The organism is Arthrobacter sp. 05T420, assembly GCF_056396305.1.
On sequence record NZ_JBFTLG010000018.1, the window covers coordinates 64,373 to 89,773 of the forward strand.

The window sequence follows — 25,401 nt, forward strand, 5'->3', positions numbered from 1 at the left end:
CGGACAAGTCAACGGTTCTTGGCCGGGGCGCCATCCCTCTGCTGAGGCGGGCGAGGCGTTGGGCGGGCAGCACAACGCTCCCCACCAACGGACGGCTTGGGGAGGATGTTTTTAGCCGTCGATTTCCTTCAGCCCTCTTAGGGAGCCTGCTTGCGGTATTACCGCAAGGCTGGAAATGACGGAGACGTGGCTGCGGGCTATTCCACGGGCAGGAGCCAGGTCAGCTCCGAGGCGTCGCCTTCGATGTGGCGGGCCAGCTCCTCGTTGAACCTGGCGCCGTAATCGGCGCGGATGTGTTCCTGGAATGCGGCTTCGTCGCTGTAGACCTCGAAGACAAAGTACTCCCGGGGATTTTCTTCCCGCGTGTAGGGAAGGAACAGTTCGTTGCCCTGTTCCTGACGGACATGCCGGGTCAGTTCGAGCATCATCTCGGCGACACGGACTTCACTGCCGGGTTTGACGGTGAACTCGGCGTAGAGGGTTTTGGTCATCATGATCCCTTTCAGGTCAAGGTCTTCGGCGGAGTGTTCGGGAGGTTCCCCGGCGTCAGGCCGGAGGACGGAGTTCCCCGGAGCCCCTTTGTATCAGCTCAGACGGGACAACATAGGTTTGCGGAGCCTGCTGGTCGCCGTCAATCCTGGCCAGCAGCCGCTCCGCTGCCAGCTTCCCGATCCGCTCGGGGTGCTGGGCGATAACTGTCACCCCGGGATCCATCATGTCGGCAAGCGTGAAGTCATCGAACCCTACTAAGGCCACGCGTTTGCTTAGCCCGAGCTCTCTCAGAGCGCGCATGGCGCCGAAGGTGATGAGGTTCTGGCTGGAGAAGATCGCGGTCGGTGGTTCCCCGGCAGTGAGGAGCTCCAGCGCGGCCAGCCTCGCCGATTCCTCGTCGTGAAGGTTTTCACGGACGGGAATCGTCGAGGTGGGAATGCCCTGCCGGCCGATTTTCTCCATGAACCCCCGCCGGCGTTCCCGTGCGGTCTGGATGTCTGTGCGGTCCCCCAGGTAGGCGAGTTTGGTGTGGCCCCGGCTGATCAGGTGTGCGGCCGCTTTGGCGGCGCCTGCGGCGTTGTCGGTCACGACGGCGTCTGCTTCGATCCCTACCGGTTCACGGTCGATGAAGACCAGGGGCAGATCACGGGAGTGCTCCGGGATCGCGTACGCCTGGCTTCGGGCGATCGGCGTGAGGATGAGCCCGTCGACGCGCCGGCCAAGAAATGCCGTAACAATGGCCTGCTCCCGCCGGGGGTCATCATCGAGGCTGGCGGCAAAAACCGCGATCCCCCTGGCCCCCAGCGCATCTTCTATTGCCCGGTTGATCTCACCGCTGAAGGGGTTGGAGACACTCGGCAGCAGGAGCCCAATGGAGAGCGTCCTTCTGCCCGCGCGCCGCAGGCTGCCGGCCGCCATGTCCAACTGGTAGTTCAGTTGCCGGGAAGCGCTGAGTACCTTCTCACGGGTGGCTTCCGACACTCCAGGTTCGTCATTGATGACCCGGGAGACGGTCTTAATCCCGACGCCGGCGAGTGCGGCCACGTGGCGCATCGTCGGGCGGCTGGCGGAAAGGGCCGGCTGGCTACGATCGGACATCGTTGTCAAGAAAATCGCTCCTTCTAAGTTGCATCTATTGACTCTCTAGTGTGATGCTGCTTACATCGTACATGACATCGTTGTCGAGGCCAGTGAGGGCCTCAAACACCAGGAGATTCAATGTTGAGTTCCAAAGCACCCCGTTCAACGGCCACCCGCCTGTTCGCTGCCGGAGCAGTACTGACCCTGGGAGCGCTTAGTCTTTCTGCCTGTGGCGGGAGTTCCCCCTCCACCTCATCAACCCAAAGCGGGTCCGCTGAAAAGGTCGGCGTCTCCCTGATCGTTAAGACCACGACCAACCCGTTCTTCGTCTCCATGCAGGACGGGGCAAAGAAGGCCGCCGAAGCCGGCGGCGTGGACCTGAAGCTCGCAGCCGGCAAGGCTGACGGCGACGAGGACACCCAGATCCAGGCCATCGAGAACGCCATCTCCAAGGGCGACAAGGGCATCCTGATCACCCCCAACGGCCCGTCCGTAGTGGACGCCCTGAAGAAGGCCAAGGACGCCGGGCTCTTCGTCATCGCCCTGGACACCCCGCCGGATCCCGCCGACGCCGCCGACATCACCTTCGCCACGGACAACTTCGCCGCCGGCGAGCTGATCGGCAAATGGACCGCAGCCCAGCTGGACGGAAAAAAGGCGACCATTGCGCTCGTCGATCTCTTTGACGACAAGGTCGTATCGGTTGATTACAACCGGGACCAGGGCTTCCTGACCGGCCTTGGTATCGACACCGCGGACAAGAAGAAGAACGGCGACGAAGCCAAGACCGGCAAGTACACCGGCGGCAAGGGCGGCGACTACGAGATCGTCGGCAGCCAGGCCTCCCAGGGTGCCGAGGACGGCGGACGCACCGCCATGGAAACCCTCCTCGCCAAGAACCCGAACATCAACGTCGTCTACACCATCAACGAACCTGCAGCAGCGGGTGCTTTCGAGGCACTGAAGGCCGCCGGTAAGGAAAAGGACGTGCTGGTGGTTTCGGTGGACGGCGGCTGCACGGGCGTTAACAATGTCAAGGCCGGCGTCATCGGCGCCACGGCCCAGCAGTACCCGGTCAAGATGGCCGAACTGGGCGTGAAGGCCATCGTCGACCTCGCCAAGTCCGGCCAGAAGCCGGCCAACTCCCCGGGGCTGGACTTCTACAACACCGGCGTCGAGCTCGTCACCGACAAGCCGGCCGACGGCGTCAAGAGCATCACCACCACCGAGGCCTCCAACATCTGCTGGGGAAAATAACACACCCAGCTTCACTACGGGGCGGGAGGCCGGAGCCAGCTATCGGCCTCCCGCCCCGCATCTACCGAGCTAGCTCCGCTCTAGCAACCATCACGGAAGATCAGGACCAATCGTGACCCAGCAACAGACCGCCGGCCCGCCCAGCGCCGGGCATGCCGATCTGGCGGAGGAATTCCTCGACCGCCAGACACCGCTCAGCCGGATCCGCAATTTCCTCCACCGCTACCCCGCTGCCAGCCCCGCCCTCGTACTTCTCATCGCGGTGGTCGTGTTCGGCCTCCTCAATGACAGGTTCCTGCGGGTTGAAAACCTCTCCCTGATTACCCAGCAGGTCTCCGTCGTCGGCACCCTTGCCATTGCCCAGACCCTCATCATTCTCACCGCGGGCATCGACCTTTCCGTCGGGGCAGTCATGATCCTTTCGTCCATGGTCATGGCCCAGCTCGCCGTCAACAACGGAGTGCCCGCGCCTCTCGCGCTGCTCGCGGGCCTGCTTGTCGGACTCGCCGCCGGAGCCCTGAACGGGTTCCTGGTCACCAGGTTCCGGCTCCCGCCGTTCATCGTCACCCTCGGCACACTGAATATCTTCGTCGCCCTGACCCTGCTCTACTCCAACGGAGCGACAGTGCGCGGCTCGGCCATGCCGGCCCTGCTGACCTGGACCGGAACCACCTTCCCGGTGGGCCCGGTCAGGATCTCCACCGGCGTCGTCGTGATGCTCCTGCTCTATATCGCCATCGCGTTCATCCTCGGCAAAACCGCCTGGGGCCGGCACGTCTACGCCGTGGGCGATGACAAGGAAGCCGCCCGCCTGGCCGGCATCGCGGTGAACAAGGTCCTCATGAGCGTCTACCTCGCTGCCGGCGCCGTCCTGGCCGTCGGCGCCTGGATCCAGATCGGCCGGACCAACGCAGCCAGCCCCAACGCCGGCGTGGACCTGAACCTGGACTCCATCACCGCCGTCGTCATCGGCGGAACCAGCCTCTTCGGCGGCCGCGGCTCCGTCTGGGGAACCCTCCTCGGTGCCCTGATCGTCGGCGTCTTCCGCAACGGCCTCTCCCTCGCCGGGCTGGACGTGCTCTACCAGACCCTCGCCGTAGGCGTCCTGATCATCGTCGCCGTCTCCGTCGACCAGTGGATCCGAAAGGTCAAGTCATGACCACGACAGAAATTACCACCCCCCACGTCGCCACCCGTGAGCCCATCCTGCAGGCCAGGAACCTCGTCAAGACCTTCGGCCGCGTCGTGGGCCTGGACGGCGTCAGCCTGGACCTGTATCCGGGCGAAGTCCTGGCGATCATCGGCGACAACGGTGCAGGCAAATCCACCCTCATCAAGTGCCTCACCGGTGCAGAGATTCCCGATACGGGCGAACTGATGGTGTCCGGGCAGCCGGTCCACTTCAAGCGGCCCCAGGACGCGAGGGTCCATGGCATCGAAACGGTGTACCAGAACCTTGCCGTCTCGCCGGCCCTGGACGTCGCCTCCAACCTCTTCCTCGGCCGGGAAGAACGGCGTGCAGGACTCCTCGGGAGCGTGTTCCGGATGCTTGACACCAAAGGCATGCGCACGAAAGCCAAGCAGGAGCTGACCCGGCTGGGCATCTCCACCCTCCAGGACGTCACCGTGCCGGTGGAGAACCTCTCCGGCGGCCAGCGGCAGGCTGTCGCGGTGGCTCGCGCCGCGGCGTTCGGTTCCAAGGTGGTCGTGCTGGACGAACCGACGGCGGCACTTGGCGTCCGTGAATCCAACCAGGTCCTGCAGCTGGTCCGGGACCTCCGGGACCGCGGCCTGCCAGTGATCCTGATCAGCCACAACATGCCCCACGTGTTTGACGTCGCGGACAGGATCCACATCCAGCGCCTCGGCAAGTGTGCCGCCACCATCACCCCGCAATCACACACCATGACCGATGCGGTTGCGATCATGACCGGCGCAGCCACCGCCTAAGCAACTGCTGCCGCCATGCCAGTCCGCGGACCGGGTTACCCGTCCGCGGACTGATATGGCTCGGACAGGCCCCGCCATAAGCTTCCACGAGAGACAGACCATGGATTACCTCACAACAGCCCGGCACGACGCTCACCAGACGCTCGACGTCATGGTCGTAGGCGAAGCGCTGATCGACGTGGTCACCACGTCAGACGACAAAGTGGAGCACCCAGGCGGCTCGCCGGCCAACGTCGCCTACGGACTTGGCCGCCTCGGCGTAGCCACAGGTCTGCTCACCGCCATTGCCCAGGACACACGGGGAATCTCCATCGAAAACCATCTCCGCAGCGCGGGAGTCGTACTTCTGCCCGGATCGAAATCCCTCACTCGGACCGCCTCGGCGACAGCAACCCTTGCACCGGACGGCTCCGCCCGGTACGACTTCGACATCTCCTGGGACCTTGCCCCGACAGCCCCCGCCTACTTCCCGAAAATACTGCACACCGGATCCATCGCCACTTTCCTTAGCCCCGGTGCCGGCGCCGTGAAATCGCTGCTCGAACAGGCCCACAGACACTGCATGATCACTTATGACCCGAATATCAGACCGGCCCTGCTCGGCAGCCACGGGGAAGCGAAAGCCACCTTCGAGGAGCTCGTGCCCTTAGCCGACGTCGTCAAACTCAGCGACGAGGACGCCCAGTGGCTTTACCCCCAAAAAAGCCTGGACGAAACCGCAGCCCACATCCTCGGTTTGGGCGCGGAACTCACCGTCATCACCAGGGGCGCCGAAGGCTCACAATTCACCACCTCCGCCGCCAACATCAGCATTCCGGCCGTGAAGTCCAACGTTGCCGACACCATCGGCGCCGGGGACGCCTACATGTCCGCGTTGATCCTGGGCTTTCTCACCCGAGGAACCGAAGGCTTCGCCCCGGCCGTCCTGGAACAGCTCGGACACACCGCGGCTGCAGCAGCTGCCATTACCGTACAGCGCCCGGGAGCGAACCCCCCGACCCTGGAGGAACTCAACGCTGCAATCGGGGCCTTCCCCGTGGCCCAATACGCGGGCTCTTGAAGCACATCATCAAATGAGTCGTTGTCGCATACGACCATTCCACGGGAGTGTCCTTCTAACGGTGGATCCACGGTTGAACGCACACTCCCCGTCAGGCGCCTTGGGCCCTGACGGTGTTGGTGATGCTGCTGACTACTTCCCCGTTCAGGGTTGTATTGATGTCTGCTGAGCCAACGGACTACCTTCCCGGGACGCGGAGGGGACGAATGCCCCTTCCAAACTGACCGCCGGGAGGGTTATATACAACCGCTGCCACGCGGGGTAGGTTCAAGGCAGGACCCTGTGTGCCGGTTTCTTCCCGTGGGACCCGCCTTCCGGCCTTGTGCACGGCCTGGAAGTGACGCCGCTGTAGCCACATGGCGGCCCAACATGCACCCTGAGGAAAGAGCCTGACCATGGCCACCTCGCATTTCCAGCAGTTCCTTCACGACGCAGCTTTCCCTGCCCCCGACACCGACAGCCCCCTGGGTCCGGACTGTCTTTATGGGCTGTACACAAGCTGGTGCCTGCTCCAGGGCAGAACACCCAGGCCCGCCGCGGCCTTCCGGGCAGGGATGCGCCTGTGCCGGGTCAATGTCCACAAGGGCCGGTTGAGGATGAAAGGGCGCGCCGCAGCGGATTACATCCTCGCCAGCTACCCGTACGCCGGCTGATCATGTCCCTCGGAGTTCCCGGCTTCCTCCCCCACGGCACCGGGCGGCCGCCCGGCGTGCTGCCGGTGATGTGCGGCAACTGCGGCACAGACCGCCATCTCGCCATCAGATCCGTTACCCACCTCCCCGACCAACCGTCCGATATCGTGATGGTTACCCACACGTGTAGCCGATGCCTGCGCTTCAGTGAACATCCTGCCTGGGTCGCTGACCTGTCCATGGTCCTGGGCCGGATGGAACAAACAGGCGACGTGCTGATACTCGGCGGCCACTACATGCACTGCGGACAGCCCATGAAAAAGGCCGGCTCCGAACCGTGCCGGCTGACCGCACCCCGGTCCACCGAAAGCCCGGCCGAGGACGACCTGGAGGTATACCTCTCCATGCGGGTCCTCAGATGCGTCTGCGGCTTCCAGATGGAACTGCCTGAATGACCGGCTCACTGCAGCCGGCATCCGGCCCGTACCAGGCCCTTTCGAGGATCCGCGCGGGGCGGGACGGGGAAGCTCTTGAGGTATCAGGCGCCGAGCCGCAGTGGCGGCGGCGGTGTTCCAGGGTGCGCGCAGAAAAGGAGGGACCGGAGCCCACCTCCACGAGCCTGCGCGCACAACACCGTCGGATGCTTCTGCTCCGGGACCTCGAAGACCTCAAAACCATGCCTCAGCGGTACGAGGCTGAACGAAGCGACCGTAACGGAAATCAACACTTATGAAAGGGATGAACACCATGACCGAACCGGCCATCTCCCCTATCTTCGCGAAGCACAAACTCCGTGAAGTCATCGAAGGACAAAGCCTGCGGCTGGCCGACACCAGCTTCGCCGTCGTGGCCAAACACCGCCGGCACCGCCTCATCCACCTCGATCTGGAGGCAGACGACGGGTCGCTCTCCACCCTGATTGGCGTTCCGGGGGCGCGCGTCAGCCTGTGCGAGGTAGCGGCTCCGATACAGCAGTAGGGCTGCTGCTCCGCCAGCGTCGGAGGATCCGAAGATGGGCACACTGTCTCCGGACTCGGACCCCTCCTGCTCGGGCGTGCTCCGTTTTCCCGGTTTGGGCCGGCTCATTGAAGCAAGGATCCTAACGGTTCGTGCGGGGTCAGCGGCAGCACATCGGCGGTTCGGCTCCGTCCCGTGCATCGAATCCACGTTGCCATAGCGGCCCGGCTGGCTATTTGCAGCAGGGGCGCCCATGCTGGTCAGGAGTGAAGCGAAAGGCTGGTCGAGCCAAGGCCCCCGATACGTGCAGCTCAGCGCCGGTCAGTTCGTTCGATCGGCGCTTTGTCGGGCCGTTACGCAGTCAGCGGCTTCGATGAACGCCGGTCCGAAACGCTAACCGCGAACGCCGGCCATGATCACGGCTCATGCTGGCCCTGGCCCGCCCTTCGTGATTGACCTTTGTTCCGCGGAGGGGAGGCAGTCCTCGATGCCCCTCGACCCCGGCCCACGTCCCGGGCGGCTGTCTGCTTCTGGCCACAGCGGGCCGCCTGGTTCCTCGCAGCTTTGACGACACACTCTCACCGCTGCGCCTGACCCGGGCCGCAGTCACCGCCCTCAAAGCCCTGTCACCGCGCCCCTCATGTGAGGTTAGGGCTTCCTACAGTGACGGCATCCTGGAAATCCGTGTCCCACCGTCCGGACCTGGACGCGTCCGGGCCTAGACGCGGAACCCTGGTCCGCGGCGGCCTGCACCGCCGTTCGTTCCCGCAGTCCCCGGGCTGGCGGCACTGGTCGAAGTGCTCTTCGCCCGCTGCTCCCGTGTCCGGGCCGCCGCGAGCTCTCTTTCGAGGCGCCTGTTGGCCGCTTCAAGTTCAAGGACGAGGCGGATGCCGGCCAGGTTCAGGCCGTCATCGAGCAGGGCGCCGATCCTGCGCAGGATCTCCAGGTCCTGCTCGCTGTACCGGCGGGTTCCACCGACCGTCCGGCCCGGTTCCAGCAGTCCCCGGCGCTCATACAGCCGCAGGTTCTGCTGCCCGGTCCCGACCAGCTCCGCTGCCACGGAAATGGCATATACAGCCGCGCTTCTCCCCGGATTCCGCTCCATCCCGGCCCCTTCATAAAACCCAAAAAACGTCTTGCACCAGTCTGGCACCAGTGCTATAAAAAATCTATACCAGCCACGATACATAACTGGCTGGATGGAATGAGAAGAAATCGACTGCAAGGAGTGAGAAGACCATGCTGATGCGTACCGACCCGTTCCGCGAGCTTGACCGGCTCGCCCAGCAGGTCCTAGGCACCACGGCCCGCCCCGCGGCCATGCCCATGGACGCGTGGCAGGAGGACGAAGAATTCGTCGTCGCTTTCGACCTGCCCGGAGTCGCCGCGGACTCCGTGGACATCGACGTCGAACGCAACGTCCTCACGGTCAGGGCCGAGCGCAAGGACCCGAAGGGTGAAGACACCGAGTTGATCGCCGCAGAACGTCCCCGCGGTGTCTTCAGCCGCCAGCTCATCCTCGGCGACGCCTTGGACACCGAAGCGGTGAAGGCCAGCTATGATGCCGGGGTCCTGACGCTGCGGATCCCCGTGGCCGAGAAGGCCAAGCCGCGCCGCATCGAGATCACCTCCGAGAAGAACGAGCCACAGGCACTCAACGCCGCCTGATCCACCCCTGGGGGGAGGTCAGGCCCGCAGGACCGGGAGCACTGCGACCGGCCGCCAGTAAGTAAAGGGCGATGCAGAGCAGCCACGCCACCGCGCCAGTTGCGGAGCGAAAAGCGGCCCCCGACGGCGCCTCCCGCACGGTGGTCCCCGCTCTCCAGGCCGGGGACCACCCGTACACCCCGCCTCCGGTGATCGTGGAGTTCCAGGAACTGATTGCCAAAGATCCGGATGTCCGGCTCTACATGACGGAGATGATCGAGCAGGTTCCGAAGTCGAAGCCCTACCGCAAACGGCATCTCACCCGCGTCGACCAGACGCTCCCTGCTCGCCCGGGACGAGTCGGTGGATCACTTTGTCAGCGGAACGGTGTACCAGGCGTTCTTGATCCGAGCGCACCTCTCGTGCGGGTTCGCTCCAAGCTTGCGACCGCCAAGTCCTGAGGACGACGCTACGGCTGCGGCCCGGCTGCTGAGGGTTTAGGGGCAGCTTGAGCGCTGGGTTGGTCAGCAGCATTCCGGGCACGGTGGACCCTGTATTCATGCCAGGTGAGCCAGACAATGAAGATGTCGAAGGCGGTCAACAGGACCATCCCCCAGGTGAAGGCGACCAGGAGCTGATAGCTCTGGTAGGCAATGAAGGCCAGCAAAAAGGCGATCATCCACGGGTAGGCCCACAATTTGTCCCTCAGCACCGCCCAGACGAGGACCACCTTGACCAACCCGTGCAACAGCAGGTAGACCGCACCGAAGAGCGTCGCCGACACAGTCAGGGCCCCGGCCCAGTGCACCAGGGTGGTGGCAACAAGGTCGTGCGGGTCTTCGGAGAGTTCATGCTGGGTCAGAAAATGGACCACAGAGGCCATCTGGGCGGGCGATACCAGCAGCAGGAGAATCCCTCCCACCAGTTCCAGCACCCCGTCCAGCCCCTTAAGAGCCAGGCTGATCTTGAATATTTGGTCCAGCGTGGTCGTGCCGGTGCTTGTCTCGGCCATTTTCACTCCTCCAGCGCCCGCGAACACGGTACTCAGCGGAGCTCTGATCATAACTATTCATGGCCGATAGGCAGGTCAGGGGTCGATCCGGCGTATTTCGATCGGCCAAAGCTTGGCCTCTACTAGTTTGCCAGCGATTTCCACGGCGCGGGACATGTCCTGGCGAAAGCTGGACACGATCCTCGGCCAGGCCCCAGTCGCCCGTGACGCGGATGAGGGTTGCGGTGATCCGTGCCGTCTCACCGGCGGACGCGGCCTCCACGACGGCCCGGACGTCCGTCAGTTCCGGCGCCAGGTCCTCCCCGCCTTGACCAACGCCGTCCTCGGGGCGAATCACTACTCCCCGAGCGGCCACACAGGCCTGATCTCGATCTTGCCGAACCGGGCCATGGGGTGCTTGTTGTCCTCGGCGGCCACATATTCCGGCGCTGTGGGATGGCTACAGATGAAAAGCATGCACTCCACGATGTCTCCTTTTTTCGGTTGTTACACCACACGACGACCGGGAGCCGTCAAAAGGACACTTGTTGGGAAATTCTTTTCCGGCGGCCATCCCGGAGCATTCAACGGCGCAAAGCGTTCGGCACACCCCAAATCATCAACGGCTAGCCGCTTCCTTGTGCTCGTGCTGCGGCCCTCAGCAGAGCTCCGAAGCACGAGCACCCTATCCGTCTCAAAACCTGACGGCTGCAGGAGCAGCGGCGGGAAGCAAGGGAGGGCTGGCGCCTACGTATTCACCGGCAGGTAGGTATTAACTGGCCGGCCGGTGGTTCCGTACTCGAGGTGCAGGGTCACGCGGTCCTTGCGTTCGAGCTCGCTCAGGTATCGCTGCGCTGTAGGCCGGGATATGCCGATGAGGTCCGAGACATCCTGCGCGCCAAGGGGCTGGCCGGCCGCGGCCACGGCATCGAGAACCTTTTGCATGGTCGGCGGGAGGCGCCGCGCGGAGCTGGAACCCGCGATGGGCGCCACAGAAGCCCGCCGTGAGGCAAACAGCGCGTCAATGTCCGTCTGCCCCGTGATCCGCCGTGACAACGCGTCCGCGCGCCACCTCTGATACGCCTGCAACTGCTCGGCGAGCTGCTCGAACCCGAACGGCTTCACCAGGTAGTACACCGCTCCGCCGCGCATCGCCGCACGCACCGTCCCTACATCCCGCGCCGCGGTGATAATGATGACGTCTACGTCCTCGCCTGCCTCGCGCAATGACTGGAGGAGCGAGATGCCGTCCTCGTCCGGGAGGTAGACATCCAAGAGCAGGAGGTCGGGGCGCTCCCGCGCGATCGCGGCGCGCGCCTCGGCGACGGTGTGCGCCTCACCGACGCACTGGTACCCCGGAACAAGAGCCACCTGGGCGGCATGCAGCCGCGCCACGCGGAAGTCGTCGTCGACAACCAGCACCCGGATCATTCTTCAACCCCAATTTTCGGAATCCACACTTCGAAGCGTCCGCCCGGTCCGGCGAACACATCCATCGTGCCACCTGCGCGGCGCACAATCCTCGCCACGAGCGCCAGGCCAATGCCGCGCCGCAGGCCCGGGCCACCGGCGTGGCCCGCCCGTTCTGTTTTTGTCGTATAGCCGTCGCGTACGACGTCGTCTACCGCCTCCGCGGGCACGCCGGGTCCGGTGTCCGTCACCGACACAAAGACGCCCGAGGAATCATCCAAGGCAAGCGTCACTGCGTGAGGCCCGGGGAGGCTGGAGACGGCGTCGATTGCGTTGTCCAGCAGGTTCCCCACGATTGTCAGGAGGTCCTGCGTTCCGAGCCCCGGTTCGCGGAGGAGCGATTCGTCGGACACAGCCACGCGCACATCCTGCTCCGCCGCTACCGTGATCTTGGCATAGATGAGCGCCGCGAGCTCGGGCGGCTCGATCCGTGCGCGCAGTCCCTCGCCGAGGGAGCGCGATGTGTCCGCGATGCCCGCGATGAAGGTGCGTGCCTGCCCGATATCGCCCAGATGGAGGAGGGCGCCCACCGTGTGCATGCGGTTGGCGTACTCGTGCTCCTGCGCGCGCAGGGCAGCCATGAGCCCTTCCAGTGCACGCAGGTCCCGCACTAGCGCTTCCACTTCGGTGCGGTCGCGAAGGGTCACGACAGCGCCCACGCTCCGGCCGCCAACGCTTACCGGCATGCGGTTGGCCACAAGAAGGGAATCGTCTGTGATGATCGTCTGGTCAGCGCCGGGCGCCTCACCCGTGAGGACGTCGCGGAGCCGTCCCTCGGGGATGAGCTCCTCCAGCGGGCGGTCGAGCAAAGTATCTTCGAGGCCCAGGAGGCGCCGGGCCTCGCCGTTAATCACGGTGACCCGGCCGGCGTCGTCGATTCCCACCATGCCCTCCCGGATGCCGTGCAGGAGGGCCTCCCGTTCCTGGAGGAGCGAGGCGATTTCTGCAGGCTCGAGACCGAACGTGGCGCGCTTGATGGCCCGTGCCAGCAGGAACGAACCTGCACCGCCGATCAGGAGGATGAGCACCGAGGAGCCTCCAACGATGCCAGCGTCCCGCTCGAGCTCCATGCTGACGGTGGTCTCAAGGATGCCCACCGAGACCTGTCCGACGACGTCCCCCGATGCGTCCAGGATCGGTGCCTTGGCGTTGGCCGAGTCGCCGAGACTGCCGCGGTCGGTACCCACGTGGGTCTGGCCGTCGAGGACCGCGACAGGCTCCTCGAGGCGCTTCCCGATGAGCGACGGGGTGGGGTGCGAGAAACGAATGCCGTACCGGTCGGTGACCACCACGTAGTCCGTCTGGGCACGGGTGCGCACCTGTTCAGCCACCGCCTGGATCTCGTGGCCGGCAACGCCGCGGGCCACGCCCGTGGCCACCTCCGGCATCTGTGCCACCGATTCCGCGACGCCCAGGGCACGCAGGCGGAATTGCTCGTCGAGTACCTGGCCGGTGATGCGGTTCGTCACCAGGCCGCCGAGGGCCACGGTGACCACGATCAGCACCAGCGTCCACACGAGAATCTGCGATGCGAGCGGCCGGGCACCCCACCAAGCCCGGGCGCTGCTCACTGCTGGCCCCGGACGGCGTTCAGGGCAGCCCGGACGGCACTTCGAGCAAAAGGTTCAAAAGATGAATGAAGGCTAATAACCCTCACAAGGCACGCAAGCGTGGCCGTACTACGGCAGTCGTTTCTAGGGTGGGTGCACTGATCATGACTCATGTCACACGGCACGAAGTTTGCGAGGCATGACTAAAGGATCCACCGGACAATGGCGTCGCCGCAAATGAGGCGGCTGGCGTCGACTCAACAGAGAGGCTTTACGCCATGGGTGTAAACCATCGAATTCGCCCACGAGGGGATGCCGGCGACGATGCCGGCATTGAGATCACGGGGCTGACCAAGCGCTACCTCACGCCAAAGGGGGAAACCTTTACGGCGATCCGGGACGTTGCGCTTTCCGTGGAGCCCGGGCAGTTCTGCTCGATCGTCGGCCCCACGGGCTGCGGCAAGTCGACCACCCTGGCCCAGGTTTCCGGGCTGGAACGTCCCAGCGAGGGCTCCGTGCGCGTCGGCGGCAACACCGTCGAGGGTGTCACGGACGGGGTGAGTTACATGTTCCAGGCGGATGCGCTCTTCCCCTGGAAGAGCGTGCTCAGCAACGTGATGATGGGACCGATCCTGCTCGGAACCCCGAAACGCGAGGCCATCCTGCTCGCCAGGGACTGGCTGCGCCGTGTGGGGCTTGCGGGTTTCGAGGACCGCTACCCGCATCAGCTCTCGGGCGGCATGCGCAAGCGCGTTGCCATGGCCGCAGCGCTCATCAACAACCCGAGGATCCTGCTCATGGACGAGCCGTTCGGTGCCCTCGACGTGCAGACCAAGGCCATCATGCAGAACGAACTACTGAAGCTCTGGGAGGAGTTCCGGCCCTCGGTCCTGTTCATCACGCACGACCTCGACGAGGCCGTAGCACTCTCCGACCGCGTGGTCATCATGACCAGCAGCCCCGGCACCGTCAAGGACGTCTTCGACATCGATCTGCCCCGGCCGCGCGGCAACGTCCAGGAAATCCGCCACGAGGAACGCTTTCTTGAGCTTCAGGGCAAGATCTGGGAATCGCTTAAAGACGAGGTCACCCGTGCCTACGCCCGATCGGCAGGTGCAGCAGCATGACCACTCTTGTGCAGGGGGAAAAGGTGAACTCGCAGGAGCAGCAGGCAGCGGCCGTGCAGTCCGGAAAAGCGTCGCACCGGCGCCGCATGACTGCCATCTGGGTGGGCCGCGCCGCCCTCGCAGTGGCCGTGGTGGGCGGATGGCAGTGGTTTACCGAGGAAGGCTGGGTGGACAAGTTCTTCTTCGGCCAGCCTAGCGAGATCTGGAACAGCCTGGTGATGCTCTTCACGGAGGGAACAGCGTTCGGGACAATCTGGGAGAACCTCGGGGTCACCATGGAGGAAGCGGTTCTCGGTTTCTTGCTCGGCACGTTCGTCGGCGTGGTGCTCGGGATCCTGCTGGGCTCGAACAAGTACCTCTCAGCCGTCGTCGGCCCGTATATCCGGATCGTCAACTCGATTCCCCGCATCGTCCTCGGCTCGATTTTCATCGTGGCCTTCGGCCTCGGCGTGTTCCCCAAGGTCCTGCTAGCCGCGGTGCTGGTGTTCTTCGTCGTCTTCTTCAACGCCTTCCAGGGCGTGCGTGAGGTGGACCAGAACCTCGTCGCGAACGTCCGAGTGCTCGGGGCATCCCCGGTCCAAGTCGCGGTTCACGTGACCATCCCCTCGGCGATGACGTGGATCATCGCAAGCCTCCATACAGCCTTCGGGTTCGCGATTATCGGCGCCTTGGTCGCGGAGGTGCTCGGTGCCCAGCAGGGTATCGGCCTGATCATCAGCCAGGCCCAAGGCACCTTCGATCCGAACACGGTATTCGCGTGCATGGTGATCATTGCCGTGATCACGCTCGCGGCCGAATACCTGATCGGCCTGCTGGAACACTCACTCCTCAAGTGGCGGCCGCCAAACCGTTCCGAAGCCCAGGCCATCTGAAGAAATTTTTCACCCGCTAGCAAAGCAATATCCACGAAGAGAATAAGGAAAGTGCCCCAATGATGAAGCACAGAATCTACGCCACCGCCGCCCTGGGAGTCGTTGCGCTCAGCCTGGCCGCCTGCGGCGGCAGCACTTCGGCCAGCTCCACCGCCGCAAGCGGTTCCGGCAGCACGGCGTCTGCGGACACCTCGACGATGCCCACGGTCAAGCTCATGGTCGGCGGCATCGACAAGCAGATCTACCTTCCGTACCAGCTCGCGGAAAGCCTCGGCAACTACAAGAAGTACGGAGTGAATGTCGAGCTCTCCACGGAGCAGCACGGCGGCGTCGGCGCAGAGGAAGCCATGGCGTCCGGACAGGTGGACATGGCCGGGGCGTGGTACATCCACACCGTCGACTTCCAGTCCAAGGGCAAGAATGTCATCGACCTCGTGCAACTCTCCAGCGCCCCGGGCGAGCGCATCATGTGCAGCCCCAAAGCCAACGTCCACTCGGCGGCGGACCTCAGGGGCAAGACCGTCGGCGTGACCGACCTCGGCTCCGGAACCGATGAGCTCACCCAGTTCATCGCTGCCAAGGCCGGAGTCACGAAGAAGGACTACCACACCATCGCCGTGGGCGCTGGCTCCACTGCCATCGCTGCAATCCAGCGCGGGTCCGCTGACTGCGTCATGACAACTCAGCCCACCGTCGGCGCGCTCGAGAGCAAAAACCTGGCCGTCTCCGCGATCGACCTCGCGACCTCGGACGGTACCAAGGCCGCGCTCGGCGGCTCCTGGCCGGCGGCCAGCGTCCTTGCCCAGTCCGACTGGGTCAAGTCTCACGAGGATGAGGCCCAGAAGGTTGTGAACGCCCTCGTTGACACCATGCACTGGATCAGCACCCACTCGGCGGCCGATATCGCGGACAAGCTGCCCACCTCTTTCGTCCAGAACAGCACCATCTCCAAGGAGATGTACGTCAAGGCGCTGGACACCGACAAGGGGCAGTTCCTGCCCGACGGACTCATGCCCGCCGGCGGCCCCAAGACGATCTTTGCGATGGAGCAGGAGAACGGCGTGGACACGTCCAAGGTCACCTTCGGCGGCACGTTCACCAGCAAGTACGCGGAGGCCGCGCTCAAGCTCGAGGGCTACACGCCCACCACGACGCTGGCCGGCTCCGACGGATAACGCCGCCGGCTGACGACTATGCAGTAAGGAACGACGACGGGCCCCACCTTCAGCGCGAAGGTGCGGGCCCGCCATCGTGCGAGGGGGCGTTCCGCTCTGAGCGGGCGGGAACCGCTGGGGCCGACGCGGAGCGGGTACAGGACGTCCTCCATGCGGGGGGCGACTTCGGCCGAGGGTTCTGGCTGTGCCGGTTCTTCCGGTTTTGCTGCGTCGGCCATGAGTTGGTCAATGCGTGCCGAGCCCGTCTGGCGGCTTTGAGCGCGTCGGCGTGCTTGAAGGGTTCCGCCGGTGCTTTATCTGCCTGTTCGACGCGCGACCCGGTACGGTTCACACCGCCATCGCGCGGGTGGTTAGGCTGGGTGGATGGCGACAGTTATTCTCGTGCGGCACGGCCGCACCACAGCCAATGCCACTGGACTGCTGGCCGGTCGGGCCGTCGGCGTCAGCCTGGACCAGATCGGGCGGGACCAGGCGGCTCTGACCGGAGACCGGCTCGCTGCCGTGCCCTTGGTCGGGGTGGTGTCGAGCCCTCTTGAACGTTGTCAGCAGACCGCCCAGCTCATCCTCGATCGCCAGGCTGGCACGCCGTACGCGCCGGTCGATCTCGATCTCACCGAGTGCGATTACGGCCAGTGGCAGGGCCGCACGCTCAGTGATCTCGCGACCGAGGATTTGTGGCCGGTTGTGCAGTCGCAACCGTCCGCCGTCGTCTTTCCCGGCGGTGAATCCATGGCCGGGATGCAGGCTCGGTCGGTGGCCGCGATTCGACGCCACGATGCAGCCTTCGAAGCCGAGTACGGGCCAGGGGCCGTATGGGTGGCGGTGAGTCACGGTGACATCATCAAGTCAATCCTCGCCGACGCGCTCGGCATGCACCTTGACCTGTTCCAGCGTATTAACGTGGGCCCCGCCTCCGTATCGATCGTGCGCTACGGCGCTAGTCGGCCGAGCGTCTACGCGACCAACACGGACGCAGGTGATCTGTCGTGGCTTTCGAACGGCATCCACTCTGGCGAGGCGCCGGTGGGCGGCGGTGCAGGGCAAAAGGCGCCATGAACCTCATGTGCCTAGAATACTGACATGCCTACACGTGTTCACGAGTTTGCCTGGCCTGATCGGATCGTCGTTGGCACCATTGGGCTTCCGGGGGCGCGCACGTTCTACCTGCAGGTGCGCGCAGGGACGCAGATCGTGAGTGTTGCCCTGGAGAAGCAGCAGTCGGCGCTGCTTGCGGAGAAGATCGACGAAATTCTCGACCAGCTCATCACCGTCGAGGGCAACCCCTTCAGCGTTCCCACGGGTACTCCCATTGAGCTTGTCGACAATGACCAGCTCGAGGCCGTTCAGGAGCAGTTTCGCACCGGCGCCATGAGCTTAGGGTGGGACCCAACCACGGCCCAGGTCGTTATAGAGGCCCACCCCATCACCGATGTCGATGTTGATGACAACGACGAATCGCTTGATGGGGACGGCGCTAGCGAGCCCGAAATGCTGCTGGTGCGAATGCCGGTCGGCACCGCCCGCGCCTTCGCCAAGCGCACCCGTGAGATCGTGGGCGCCGGGCGTCCGACGTGCCCGCTCTGCGGTTACCCCATAGACGCCGACGGGCACATCTGCACCCTTCCCGAGGCCTGATGCCGGCGCCGGACCTGTTGACCGCCGAGCTGACGCTCACCGGCCGCATCATGACGGCTTCAAACGCCACATTTCTGGGCAGCATCGGCGACGTGGTGGTCGTCTATAAGCCGATAGCAGGCGAAAGTCCGCTGTGGGATTTTCCCCACGGCACTCTGGCTCACCGCGAGGTGGCCGCCTACCTGGTCTCGCAGGTCTTCGGCTGGGACATCGTGCCGCACACCTGGCTGCGCGATGGTCCGATGGGCGAAGGAATGGTGCAGCTCTGGCAGGAGCCAGACCCCGCCCAAAGCGCCGTGAACCTGGTCGCGACGGACCACGTCCCGAAAACGGGCTGGAAACACGTTCTCGAGGGACGAGATGAGAACGGGCGGATAGTCGCCCTCGTTCACGAAGACTCCCCAGCGCTCAGACGCATGGCGGTGTTCGACATGGTCATCAACAATGCCGACCGCAAAGGCAACCACATTCTTGCCATGACGGACGGACACCGGCACGGCGTGGACCATGGCCTCACCTTTCACCGTGACCACAAGCTGCGCACGGTGCTGTGGGGATGGCTGGGAGACGCTCTGACTGCCGAGGAACGCGACGGCATCGATCGTGTCAGCGAAGGGCTGAACGGTGGGCTGGGCCGAAACCTGGCGGACTTCCTCAGCGCCGAAGAAATCGCCTCGCTTGCCGCGCGCTGCGAGCGGTTGCGCTTGGCAGGGCGGTTTCCGGCTCCGAGCGGTGAGATGCCGGCGGTGCCCTGGCCGCTGTTCTAAGGGAATTACGACTACGGGGCTTTGCCGGCTGTGTCAGGTTGATGGCATGGATCTTAAGGGAGCGACGGAGCTCATCATGCCTGAGCGCGAGCCCGGCTGGCGATTTTCCAAGGAGCCGGGCCCCGGCAGGCAACCACTCTGTTCCGAAGGTATGGGCGATGGGAGAGACATCAACGGTCACCGGGAAATCGCCCCAAACACCGGTAACAGCGCATGCGTGGAGCCGACGACATCGCCCATATCGGGTCAAGACATCGATCCCGCTGAGCTCTGGCTAGCCTTGGGCGGCGTCGAAGGCCTGCTTTATGGCCTGAATGATGCGGCCACGAGGGCTGGGGCTGTATCCGTTCTCAGCGGCCCATTTACGGATCTTCTGAGCCGCCGCAGGTTCTCTTAATCCCGCACAATTCGCTGTCGTGAGACTGCCTGCACAGGGATTCATTGTGCCCCACCTCGCAGTCAACGGAAGGTGGACCCGGGCGCGGCACGACACGCCACACCGCGGCTGGACGATCCGCGGATCATTTATTAAAGTCTTGCGGTATCGAATGCAGGCAAACGGACACCACGTCCGGGAAAGGGGGCGCACATCACCGCTGACCAACACACCAACCCACTGTTTCATCCGCGAAAGCCCCTCCCCCGAGGGGCTTTCCTCTGTGCCGGGAGCCCCTCGGCCGGGGGCGGCGTTCTCAGGCTGGGTTTGAAGTCGGCCTCCGGCCCCGTGAGGCAGAGCATATGTCCCTGGTTCCGGTCAGAAGGAGACGGGTAGGCTCGGCACTATGACCATTAACTCTTCATCCGACCGTGTCCGACGACCAGGTGGCTGGCTGCCCGAGCAACAGGACGACCTCGAGGACTGGATCGCCGGCCACCGGGAACGGGTGGAGGCGCGGGGTGAAGACGTTCCCCTGCATCCGGTGATCGTGGAGTTCCAGGAGCTGATTGCCAGCGATCCGGTTGTCCGCCTCTACATGACGGAGATGATCGAGCAGGTTCCGAAGTCGAAGCCCTACCGCAAACGGCACCTCACCAGCGTTGACCAGATGCTCCGGCTGATCAACGAAGTCCTGACGATGGCCCCGGAATTCAGCGAAGGCGGCATGGTCACCACGCCGTTGACGGCGATCCTCGATTGGACCATGGGAACCGAGGCCGGGTTCGCGGCCCACCGCGATCCGCGGATCGTCGCCATGTTCCGCAAGATTCTGGACGCCTGGTGCGTGTTCCTGACCAGCGCGGACTCCCTGTATGTCTTGAACACCTCGCCGTCCGGGTGGATGTCGGAGAAGGCGCGGCAGGCCGTCGGGATGGACGATTACCAACACGATGCCCTCGCCGAGCACTGGGGCTTCACGTCGTGGAACGATTTCTTCTCCCGCCGGCTCACAGCGACTTCCAGACCCGTCGCCGCACCAGAAGATGACAAGGTCATCGTCAGTGCCTGCGAGTCGACCCCCTACAAGATCAGCTCCGATGTGCAACGCCAGAGCCGGTTCTGGGTCAAGAACCAGCCCTACTCACTCGATGACCTGCTCGCCCGCGACGAGGCCGTGGAGCACTTTGTCGGCGGAACGGTGTACCAGGCGTTCCTGAGCGCGCTGAACTATCACCGCTGGCACGCTCCCGTCGCCGGAACGATCGTGCGTGCGTACCTCAAGGACGGCACGTACTTCTCCGAGGCGGACTCCGAGGGCGCCGACGCCGTCGAGCCGACCCTCTCGCAGTCATATCTGGCCCATGTAGCAGCCCGGGCGATCATCCTGATCCAGGCCGACGACCCCGTGATCGGTCTCATGGCGGTGATCCCCGTGGGCATGATTGAAGTCTCGTCCTGCGTCATCGATCCGGCGATCGTCCCGGGCCACCATGTAAATAAGGGCGACGAGCTGGGCTACTTCCAGTTCGGTGGCTCTACGGAATGCCTCATCTTCCGGCCCGGTGTTATCGACCAGTTCGCCCTGACCGCTATCCCCCAGCCCCAAGATCCGAAGGCACCTCTCGTGCGGGTCAGGTCAAAGCTTGCGACCGCCAAGTCCTGAGGACCACGGTGCGGATTCCGGGTCTGTCGGAAAGGTCGACACACCCCTGACTGGCCAGCTTTCCCCGCCCCGTCGCTGACATAGCTGACGCGGCCCCGGAAAGCTTGGGGTTGCCTAGTTCTTCCTGAGGTCGTTCAGGTGCTGTTGGAGACTACGCCGTAGGGCCGCCTCTTCACCGGCACCGGGCTGGGCCATAGCGGCCAGCAGTTTTTCCGCGGTGGCCAGGACTGTGCGGCCGTGCGGGGTGAGCCTGATGCTGGTGCTTCGGGCGTCGCTGCCGCGTTTTTTGCTCAGAAAGCCCAGGCTTTCGAGTCGCCGGAGAACTTTGCCGAGGCTTTGTTTGCTGACCGACATAAGGGCCGCGAGGTCGGAGATTTTGGCGGGTTCGCGGTCGGCGAGGGATTCCAGCGCCTCGAGCGAGCCCTGAGTCAGGTGCAGGTGCGCCAGTCGCCGGTTGATCCTCAGTTCCTCAAGTCGCGCTGTGACGCCGAGGATCCGGTAGGTGGGCCTGCAGCCCGACCTTCAGCGGTTTGGTGCGGTCCGGCTGCCAGGGGCAGGGCATGTGGGGTTAAATCTTCTGTGTGTCTTTCACCAGTGAGGTGGCAGGGTCGGTGCCGACCCGCTGGGGTCGGCACCGACGCCTTAGGTGAGAGCCGGCTAGGCTGGGACGCTGGTCTTGGTACGGATCAAGTCCAGAGCCTGAACGAGGTATCCCTTGAAAACCGGGTAGTTCTCGCTCATCGGGAAGTGCCCGATAGCCTTCATCTCGATGAACTCGGCACCCGGGATCTGGCTGGCCGTGCGGGCTCCGTCTTCAGGTGTGGTGAGGTAGTCGTACTCGCCGGTCATCAGGACCACCGCGCATTTGTTCGTCTGGATTTCGCCCAGTTTGCCGCGCAGATCGTGGTCCACCGAGTAGAAGTACAGATCACCCTTGAACGCCTCGGAACCCTGCGTGTAGTAGAACCAGGTCTTCCAACGGTCGGCCTCCGGCGATTGCGGGGCCATGAGGTCCCAGGTACCGCTGCCGCAGACCTGAGCGGCGTTGGCGTGTGGGTGCTGCCACCAGTCGAGGTAGAACCCCGGTGAGTAGTCCGCCCCCTCTACCGGAATGACGGCGTCGAACCTCTCCGGGAAGCGGTGGGCGAGCTGCAGCGCTACGTTCCCGCCGAAGGAGGATCCCATAAAGATGGGGTCAACCAGTTCCAGTGCATCGACGAGGGCGACGATGAAGTTGGCGAAGTGGTCCGCGCTGAGCTGGTACTCCTCGGTCCACCACTGGGTGTTTTCAGGCGGGTCTGATTTGCCGTGGCGGGGGAGGTCGTAGGCGATGACGCGGTAGTTGGCGGTGATCTCCGGGTCCTCCAGCAGGCCGCGCCACTGGTGGTTGTGGGCTCCGGCGGTGTGCTGGCAGACCAGGGGCTGGCCCTGGCCGTTTTCGAGGTAGAAAACCTTGTATTCGAGGCCATCCACGTCGACTGTGACGTAGCGGCCGGTGACGGGGGAAATTTTGCTCATGTCAGGAACTCCTATGGTCTAGACGGGTGCGCCGGTGGAGCGCAGCAGTTCGATCTGGCGGGTGAGGCAGCGCAAGTTCTGCATCAAGACCAGGACATCGCCCTCCAGCTTCATGTCGCGCTGGAAAGTGGCGGCCCAGATGCCGTGGTACATGGGAGCCGGGACGGGCTTGCCGAATTCACCCCAGGTGTGGGCGCTGGCCCGGATGGCGAACTGGTAAGGCACCTCGATGGGTCCCGGGTCCACGGAAATCTGGGCGATGGTGCCGGACACCACCCGGACAACAAAGGTGTGCGCCTCCATGTCCAGCAGGTAGGAACAGGTGAAGTACTTTCCGTGGGCCTGAATTTCCGGGTCCTGATTGTTGGCCTCGGTGAAGCTCTGAACCCAGGATTCTACAGAAGGGGCACGTGTTGCGACCGTCATTTCGTTGTTCCTCTCATTGGTCTCGCGGAGGGTCGGGCTTCTCTGCCCGAGCCTCGGAAGCGGGGTTTCTGGAGTGCCTTTGCGGCTGTCTCCGATGCAACCCTTCGCTGTTTCCATTGCAGCCCCCGTTGCCCCGAACGGTCCAATACCTGTCCCCTATCCACCGATAGCCTGAAACTATTGGACCCCGCTTGTGGCGGAGCTTAGAGTTGAACGATGCAGCAGCCACAGCTTGACCTGCGCGTCCTGCAGTACTTCGTCGCCGTTGCGGAAGAGCTGCATTTCGGGCGAGCCGCTGCCCGACTTCATATCGCGCAGCCATCACTGAGCGTCCAAATACGGAAGCTTGAACACTCGCTCGGCACTCCCCTGCTGATCCGGACCAGCCGCAGCGTCTCCCTGACCAGCGCAGGGGATGTCCTGCTGGGTGAAGCTAAGCGCCTTTTATCCGCCGCGGAGCGCGCCGTTTCGTTGACGCGTGAAGTCGCGAGCGGCGTGCGGGGCACCTTGATAGTCGGCTTCCAGGCCAACGCGGCTGCTGAACTGACCCCGCGAATCCTCGCCGCGTTCAAGAACAACCACCCGGAAATTCACGTGCAGATGAGGTCCTTCGATTTCGCTGACCCCACAGCGGGGTTGGCCGATGGAAGCGCTGATGTGGCATTTGTGCGGCCGCCCCTGCCGGCGGCTGACTGGCTCGCCATGGAGACACTGTTTATTGAGCCGCGGGTCCTCGTAGTTGCCAGCAGTTCCCGCTTTGCCGGGCTGTCCGAGGTCTCGGTGGAACAGGTCGTCGATGAGTCCTTCGTCGCCCGCAAGGCCCCGGATAAGTGGAGGGATTTCTGGCTCGCAACCCAGGCCCGCGGCGGGCAGCCGGTCCGTCTGGGCACTCAGGTAGCCACCGTCGACGAGTGTTTCGAAGCCATCATGGGTGAGCGGGGCATTGCGTTCACCCAGGCCTCCACCCAGCGTTTCTATGACCGTCCGGGGCTATCTTTCATCCCGGTCAGAGACGTCCCGCCCTCTCCGCTGTCGATTGCATGGCGCACTGATGTCAATGACGGGCTGGCACGTGAGTTCGTGGAGACCGCCCGGACCTTGGCCTCCTTCGGAGGCGTCCCGAATCTCGTCGACTCCCTTCGGACTGCCTAGCTATCCACTTCGCTCCAGTCTAATTAGCGCCACTGACAATCGCAGTGCAGAGCGTCGTGGGCGCCTTCTCAACGGTCTGAAGCGGGGACACCCGCGGCCCAGAAGGTACGAGGGCGGGAAACCACTCGCCGTCGTGCGCTGTTCCTAGCTACTTCGTGAGTGCCCCCTCCAACCAGGACCTCAGCGCCGGCGCGGGAGCTGCTCCGGCCTGCCTCGCAACGATTTTGCCGTCGACGATGACCATCAAGGTAGGCACCGCCTGAATGGCGAATCTTGCGGAGAGCTGCGGCGAGTGGTCCACATCGACCTTCACAAGCTTGATCTGCCCGGCCCGATCGTGCGCCAACTGGTCCAGCACGGGGCTCACCATCCGGCAGGGTCCGCACCACACCGCCCAAAAGTCCACCAGTACCGGAACGCCGGACCGTTCGGCGATCTCGCCGAAGTCGTCGTCGCCCGCTTCAACTACCCAGGGAAGCTCCCGGTGGCAACTTCCGCAGCGCGGCCGGCCGTCGGCGACAGCCGGAACGCGGTTGGATTTGCCGCAATGGGGACATTTGATGATGGCCTTGTTCATACCGTTCCAGCCTCTTCCAGCTCCATCGTGCTGTAGTCAACTACTAGTTCCCCTCCGGATGCAGACACCGTGACCACTCCGCCTTCCGCGATGCTGCCACGCAGCAGGGCCCGGCCCACCTGCGTTTCCACCACATGGGAAATATAGCGGCGCAGGGGGCGGGCTCCGTAGACCGGATCGAAGCCGCGTTCGGCGATCAGAAGGCGCGCCTCCTCGGTCAGGTGTAGCTCTATTTGCTGCTCGGCCAGCCGCTGGCGCAGCTGTGCGAACTGCAGATCAACGATGCGTTCGATTTGCGGCAGTCCCAGGGGCGCGAACAGGACCGTATCGTCCACGCGGTTCAGGAACTCGGGGCGGAAATGCGCCCGGAGCTCACCCATCACCATGCTGCGCGCCTGCTCGGTGATCGCCCCGCCTTCGGCCGAACCCTCCAGAAGATACTGGGAGCCGATATTGGAGGTCATGATGATGACGGTATTGCGGAAATCCACGGTCCGGCCCTGGGAGTCCGTAATCCGTCCGTCGTCGAGCACCTGCAGCAAGGTGTTGAAAATGTCCGGATGGGCCTTTTCCACCTCATCGAACAGCACCACCGAGTACGTCTTCCGCCGTACCGCCTCCGTGAGCTGACCGCCTTCGTCGTAACCGATGTAGCCAGGAGGCGCCCCCAGCAGGCGGCTCACGGTGTGGCGCTCCTGGTACTCGCTCATGTCCAGCCGGATCATTGCGTTCTCACTGTCGAAGAGCGCCGCGGCCAGAGCCTTTGCGAGCTCGGTCTTCCCGACGCCGGTCGGCCCGAGGAAGATGAAGGAGCCGATGGGCCGGCGGGGATCCCGGATACCGGAGCGGGCGCGGATGATGGCGTCCGACACAGCGCTAATCGCTTCTTCCTGCCCCACGACGCGGGCGCGCAGGATTTCGTCCAGATGCAGGACTTTCTCACGTTCGCCCTGCTTCAGCCGTGCGACCGGTATGCCTGTCCAGGCCGCGACGATGTCGGCGATCTCCATGTGAGGGGCGGCGA

28 protein-coding genes and 1 pseudogene are annotated in these 25,401 nt (G+C 64.2%); 17 read left to right on the top strand and 12 right to left on the bottom strand.

The features are described 5' to 3' along the window. Positions 1–197: 197 nt before the first annotated feature. On the bottom strand, positions 198–494 hold the full coding sequence (locus AC1DEM_RS17335) for a putative quinol monooxygenase (protein ID WP_476885540.1): 297 nt from the start codon (positions 492–494) through the stop codon (positions 198–200). Positions 495–546: 52 nt separating this feature from the next. Then, positions 547–1,545, bottom strand: a complete 999-nt coding sequence (locus AC1DEM_RS17340; RefSeq protein WP_476885581.1) for a LacI family DNA-binding transcriptional regulator — start codon at positions 1,543–1,545, stop codon at positions 547–549. A 165-nt stretch (positions 1,546–1,710) separates the two neighbouring features. Here AC1DEM_RS17340 and AC1DEM_RS17345 point away from each other — a divergent pair, with 165 nt between their 5' ends. The 7 genes from AC1DEM_RS17345 to AC1DEM_RS17375 all read left to right on the top strand — a co-directional run bounded on the left by AC1DEM_RS17345 (position 1,711) and on the right by AC1DEM_RS17375 (position 7,449). Continuing rightward, entirely contained in the window at positions 1,711–2,829 is a 1,119-nt protein-coding gene (locus tag AC1DEM_RS17345) for a substrate-binding domain-containing protein (protein ID WP_476885541.1), read from the top strand. 112 nt (positions 2,830–2,941) lie between these two features. After that, the gene (locus AC1DEM_RS17350; protein WP_476885542.1) at positions 2,942–3,988 is read left to right on the top strand and encodes an ABC transporter permease; all 1,047 of its coding nucleotides are present in this window, start codon (positions 2,942–2,944) and stop codon (positions 3,986–3,988) included. Next, a complete protein-coding gene (locus AC1DEM_RS17355) occupies positions 3,985–4,779 on the top strand; it encodes an ATP-binding cassette domain-containing protein (RefSeq protein ID WP_476885543.1) in 795 nt (264 codons plus the stop codon). The genes AC1DEM_RS17350 and AC1DEM_RS17355 overlap by 4 nt, the downstream gene beginning before the upstream one ends. 100 nt (positions 4,780–4,879) lie before the next feature. Further along, the gene (locus AC1DEM_RS17360) at positions 4,880–5,839 is read left to right on the top strand and encodes a carbohydrate kinase family protein (protein ID WP_476885544.1); all 960 of its coding nucleotides are present in this window, start codon (positions 4,880–4,882) and stop codon (positions 5,837–5,839) included. 395 nt (positions 5,840–6,234) lie between these two features. Next, positions 6,235–6,492: a hypothetical protein gene (locus AC1DEM_RS17365; protein ID WP_476885545.1), complete on the top strand. Its 258-nt coding sequence runs from the start codon at positions 6,235–6,237 to the stop codon at positions 6,490–6,492. Positions 6,493–6,494: 2 nt separating this feature from the next. After that, on the top strand, positions 6,495–6,926 hold the full coding sequence (locus AC1DEM_RS17370; RefSeq protein WP_476885546.1) for a hypothetical protein: 432 nt from the start codon (positions 6,495–6,497) through the stop codon (positions 6,924–6,926). Between the two features lie 283 nt (positions 6,927–7,209). Continuing rightward, entirely contained in the window at positions 7,210–7,449 is a 240-nt protein-coding gene (locus AC1DEM_RS17375) for a hypothetical protein (protein WP_476885547.1), read from the top strand. A gap of 697 nt (positions 7,450–8,146) precedes the next feature. Here AC1DEM_RS17375 and AC1DEM_RS17380 read toward each other — a convergent pair. Next, a complete protein-coding gene (locus AC1DEM_RS17380; RefSeq protein ID WP_476885548.1) occupies positions 8,147–8,488 on the bottom strand; it encodes a MerR family transcriptional regulator in 342 nt (113 codons plus the stop codon). Between the two features lie 179 nt (positions 8,489–8,667). Between AC1DEM_RS17380 and AC1DEM_RS17385 the strand changes: the two genes are divergently transcribed. Both AC1DEM_RS17385 and AC1DEM_RS17390 read left to right on the top strand, forming a co-directional pair. After that, positions 8,668–9,096, top strand: coding sequence for an Hsp20/alpha crystallin family protein (locus AC1DEM_RS17385; RefSeq protein WP_476885549.1), 429 nt, complete (start codon positions 8,668–8,670; stop codon positions 9,094–9,096). 71 nt (positions 9,097–9,167) lie between these two features. Continuing rightward, the gene (locus tag AC1DEM_RS17390) at positions 9,168–9,536 is read left to right on the top strand and encodes a phophatidylserine decarboxylase associated domain-containing protein (RefSeq protein ID WP_476885550.1); all 369 of its coding nucleotides are present in this window, start codon (positions 9,168–9,170) and stop codon (positions 9,534–9,536) included. 8 nt (positions 9,537–9,544) lie between these two features. Here AC1DEM_RS17390 and AC1DEM_RS17395 read toward each other — a convergent pair whose 3' ends face one another. From AC1DEM_RS17395 to AC1DEM_RS17405, 3 genes are all read right to left on the bottom strand, one after another. Then, positions 9,545–10,087: a DUF2127 domain-containing protein gene (locus AC1DEM_RS17395; RefSeq protein WP_476885551.1), complete on the bottom strand. Its 543-nt coding sequence runs from the start codon at positions 10,085–10,087 to the stop codon at positions 9,545–9,547. A gap of 726 nt (positions 10,088–10,813) precedes the next feature. Beyond that, complete coding sequence (locus tag AC1DEM_RS17400) at positions 10,814–11,497, bottom strand: response regulator (protein ID WP_476885552.1); 684 nt, start codon at positions 11,495–11,497, stop codon at positions 10,814–10,816. After that, on the bottom strand, positions 11,494–13,107 hold the full coding sequence (locus AC1DEM_RS17405) for an ATP-binding protein (RefSeq protein ID WP_476885553.1): 1,614 nt from the start codon (positions 13,105–13,107) through the stop codon (positions 11,494–11,496). The genes AC1DEM_RS17400 and AC1DEM_RS17405 overlap by 4 nt, the downstream gene beginning before the upstream one ends. Before the next feature lie 257 nt (positions 13,108–13,364). On the opposite strand from AC1DEM_RS17405, the gene AC1DEM_RS17410 reads away from it, so the two are divergent. The 6 genes from AC1DEM_RS17410 (at position 13,365) to AC1DEM_RS17435 (ending at position 18,662) form a co-directional block, all read left to right on the top strand. Further along, positions 13,365–14,213 carry an ABC transporter ATP-binding protein gene (locus tag AC1DEM_RS17410; protein ID WP_476885554.1) on the top strand — a complete coding sequence of 283 codons (849 nt, stop codon included), beginning with the start codon at positions 13,365–13,367 and terminating at the stop codon, positions 14,211–14,213. Beyond that, on the top strand, positions 14,210–15,085 hold the full coding sequence (locus AC1DEM_RS17415) for an ABC transporter permease (RefSeq protein WP_476885555.1): 876 nt from the start codon (positions 14,210–14,212) through the stop codon (positions 15,083–15,085). Before AC1DEM_RS17410 ends, AC1DEM_RS17415 begins: the two co-directional genes overlap by 4 nt. 59 nt (positions 15,086–15,144) lie before the next feature. Continuing rightward, positions 15,145–16,260, top strand: coding sequence for an ABC transporter substrate-binding protein (locus AC1DEM_RS17420; protein ID WP_476885556.1), 1,116 nt, complete (start codon positions 15,145–15,147; stop codon positions 16,258–16,260). A gap of 363 nt (positions 16,261–16,623) precedes the next feature. Continuing rightward, positions 16,624–17,316, top strand: a complete 693-nt coding sequence (locus AC1DEM_RS17425) for a histidine phosphatase family protein (RefSeq protein ID WP_476885557.1) — start codon at positions 16,624–16,626, stop codon at positions 17,314–17,316. A 24-nt stretch (positions 17,317–17,340) separates the two neighbouring features. Beyond that, positions 17,341–17,895, top strand: coding sequence for a DUF3090 domain-containing protein (locus AC1DEM_RS17430; protein WP_476885558.1), 555 nt, complete (start codon positions 17,341–17,343; stop codon positions 17,893–17,895). Then, entirely contained in the window at positions 17,895–18,662 is a 768-nt protein-coding gene (locus AC1DEM_RS17435; RefSeq protein ID WP_476885559.1) for an SCO1664 family protein, read from the top strand. Before AC1DEM_RS17430 ends, AC1DEM_RS17435 begins: the two co-directional genes overlap by 1 nt. Positions 18,663–18,936: 274 nt before the next feature. Here the strand turns inward: AC1DEM_RS17435 and AC1DEM_RS17440 are convergent, their stop codons facing one another. Then, the gene (locus AC1DEM_RS17440) at positions 18,937–19,287 is read right to left on the bottom strand and encodes an Lsr2 family DNA-binding protein (RefSeq protein ID WP_476885560.1); all 351 of its coding nucleotides are present in this window, start codon (positions 19,285–19,287) and stop codon (positions 18,937–18,939) included. Positions 19,288–19,444: 157 nt separating this feature from the next. On the opposite strand from AC1DEM_RS17440, the gene AC1DEM_RS17445 reads away from it, so the two are divergent. Beyond that, a complete protein-coding gene (locus AC1DEM_RS17445; RefSeq protein WP_476885561.1) occupies positions 19,445–20,704 on the top strand; it encodes a phophatidylserine decarboxylase associated domain-containing protein in 1,260 nt (419 codons plus the stop codon). Between the two features lie 114 nt (positions 20,705–20,818). On the opposite strand, the gene AC1DEM_RS17450 is transcribed toward AC1DEM_RS17445, so the two are convergent. The 3 genes from AC1DEM_RS17450 to AC1DEM_RS17460 form a co-directional block, all read right to left on the bottom strand. After that, a complete protein-coding gene (locus AC1DEM_RS17450) occupies positions 20,819–21,199 on the bottom strand; it encodes a MarR family winged helix-turn-helix transcriptional regulator (RefSeq protein WP_476885582.1) in 381 nt (126 codons plus the stop codon). A gap of 162 nt (positions 21,200–21,361) precedes the next feature. Next, entirely contained in the window at positions 21,362–22,222 is an 861-nt protein-coding gene (locus AC1DEM_RS17455; protein WP_476885562.1) for an alpha/beta fold hydrolase, read from the bottom strand. 18 nt (positions 22,223–22,240) lie between these two features. Continuing rightward, positions 22,241–22,648 carry a hypothetical protein gene (locus AC1DEM_RS17460; RefSeq protein ID WP_026536895.1) on the bottom strand — a complete coding sequence of 136 codons (408 nt, stop codon included), beginning with the start codon at positions 22,646–22,648 and terminating at the stop codon, positions 22,241–22,243. Between the two features lie 216 nt (positions 22,649–22,864). On the opposite strand from AC1DEM_RS17460, the gene AC1DEM_RS17465 reads away from it, so the two are divergent. Continuing rightward, positions 22,865–23,800: a LysR family transcriptional regulator gene (locus tag AC1DEM_RS17465; RefSeq protein WP_476885563.1), complete on the top strand. Its 936-nt coding sequence runs from the start codon at positions 22,865–22,867 to the stop codon at positions 23,798–23,800. 148 nt (positions 23,801–23,948) lie between these two features. Here the strand turns inward: AC1DEM_RS17465 and trxA are convergent, their stop codons facing one another. Together trxA and AC1DEM_RS17475 are read right to left on the bottom strand one after the other, a co-directional pair. Next, positions 23,949–24,377, bottom strand: coding sequence for a thioredoxin (gene trxA / locus AC1DEM_RS17470; protein ID WP_476885564.1), 429 nt, complete (start codon positions 24,375–24,377; stop codon positions 23,949–23,951). Continuing rightward, positions 24,374–25,384, bottom strand: a pseudogene (locus tag AC1DEM_RS17475) (AAA family ATPase); the annotation flags it as partial. The gene trxA and the pseudogene AC1DEM_RS17475, both read right to left, overlap by 4 nt. Positions 25,385–25,401: the final 17 nt, after the last annotated feature.

Excerpts from the sequence above, each read along its gene's own strand:
- AC1DEM_RS17335 (WP_476885540.1), bottom strand. The coding sequence starts at position 494 with ATGATGACCAAAACCCTCTACGCCGAGTTCACCGTCAAACCCGGCAGT.
- AC1DEM_RS17340 (WP_476885581.1), bottom strand. The coding sequence starts at position 1,545 with ATGCGCCACGTGGCCGCACTCGCCGGCGTCGGGATTAAGACCGTCTCC.
- AC1DEM_RS17345 (WP_476885541.1), top strand. The coding sequence starts at position 1,711 with ATGTTGAGTTCCAAAGCACCCCGTTCAACGGCCACCCGCCTGTTCGCT.
- AC1DEM_RS17355 (WP_476885543.1), top strand. The coding sequence starts at position 3,985 with ATGACCACGACAGAAATTACCACCCCCCACGTCGCCACCCGTGAGCCC.
- AC1DEM_RS17360 (WP_476885544.1), top strand. The coding sequence starts at position 4,880 with ATGGATTACCTCACAACAGCCCGGCACGACGCTCACCAGACGCTCGAC.
- AC1DEM_RS17365 (WP_476885545.1), top strand. The coding sequence starts at position 6,235 with ATGGCCACCTCGCATTTCCAGCAGTTCCTTCACGACGCAGCTTTCCCT.
- AC1DEM_RS17370 (WP_476885546.1), top strand. The coding sequence starts at position 6,495 with ATGTCCCTCGGAGTTCCCGGCTTCCTCCCCCACGGCACCGGGCGGCCG.
- AC1DEM_RS17375 (WP_476885547.1), top strand. The coding sequence starts at position 7,210 with ATGAACACCATGACCGAACCGGCCATCTCCCCTATCTTCGCGAAGCAC.
- AC1DEM_RS17385 (WP_476885549.1), top strand. The coding sequence starts at position 8,668 with ATGCTGATGCGTACCGACCCGTTCCGCGAGCTTGACCGGCTCGCCCAG.
- AC1DEM_RS17390 (WP_476885550.1), top strand. The coding sequence starts at position 9,168 with ATGCAGAGCAGCCACGCCACCGCGCCAGTTGCGGAGCGAAAAGCGGCC.
- AC1DEM_RS17395 (WP_476885551.1), bottom strand. The coding sequence starts at position 10,087 with ATGGCCGAGACAAGCACCGGCACGACCACGCTGGACCAAATATTCAAG.
- AC1DEM_RS17400 (WP_476885552.1), bottom strand. The coding sequence starts at position 11,497 with ATGATCCGGGTGCTGGTTGTCGACGACGACTTCCGCGTGGCGCGGCTG.
- AC1DEM_RS17410 (WP_476885554.1), top strand. The coding sequence starts at position 13,365 with ATGGGTGTAAACCATCGAATTCGCCCACGAGGGGATGCCGGCGACGAT.
- AC1DEM_RS17415 (WP_476885555.1), top strand. The coding sequence starts at position 14,210 with ATGACCACTCTTGTGCAGGGGGAAAAGGTGAACTCGCAGGAGCAGCAG.
- AC1DEM_RS17420 (WP_476885556.1), top strand. The coding sequence starts at position 15,145 with ATGATGAAGCACAGAATCTACGCCACCGCCGCCCTGGGAGTCGTTGCG.
- AC1DEM_RS17425 (WP_476885557.1), top strand. The coding sequence starts at position 16,624 with ATGGCGACAGTTATTCTCGTGCGGCACGGCCGCACCACAGCCAATGCC.
- AC1DEM_RS17430 (WP_476885558.1), top strand. The coding sequence starts at position 17,341 with ATGCCTACACGTGTTCACGAGTTTGCCTGGCCTGATCGGATCGTCGTT.
- AC1DEM_RS17435 (WP_476885559.1), top strand. The coding sequence starts at position 17,895 with ATGCCGGCGCCGGACCTGTTGACCGCCGAGCTGACGCTCACCGGCCGC.
- AC1DEM_RS17440 (WP_476885560.1), bottom strand. The coding sequence starts at position 19,287 with ATGAAACAGTGGGTTGGTGTGTTGGTCAGCGGTGATGTGCGCCCCCTT.
- AC1DEM_RS17445 (WP_476885561.1), top strand. The coding sequence starts at position 19,445 with ATGACCATTAACTCTTCATCCGACCGTGTCCGACGACCAGGTGGCTGG.
- AC1DEM_RS17455 (WP_476885562.1), bottom strand. The coding sequence starts at position 22,222 with ATGAGCAAAATTTCCCCCGTCACCGGCCGCTACGTCACAGTCGACGTG.
- AC1DEM_RS17460 (WP_026536895.1), bottom strand. The coding sequence starts at position 22,648 with ATGACGGTCGCAACACGTGCCCCTTCTGTAGAATCCTGGGTTCAGAGC.
- AC1DEM_RS17465 (WP_476885563.1), top strand. The coding sequence starts at position 22,865 with ATGCAGCAGCCACAGCTTGACCTGCGCGTCCTGCAGTACTTCGTCGCC.
- trxA (WP_476885564.1), bottom strand. The coding sequence starts at position 24,377 with ATGAACAAGGCCATCATCAAATGTCCCCATTGCGGCAAATCCAACCGC.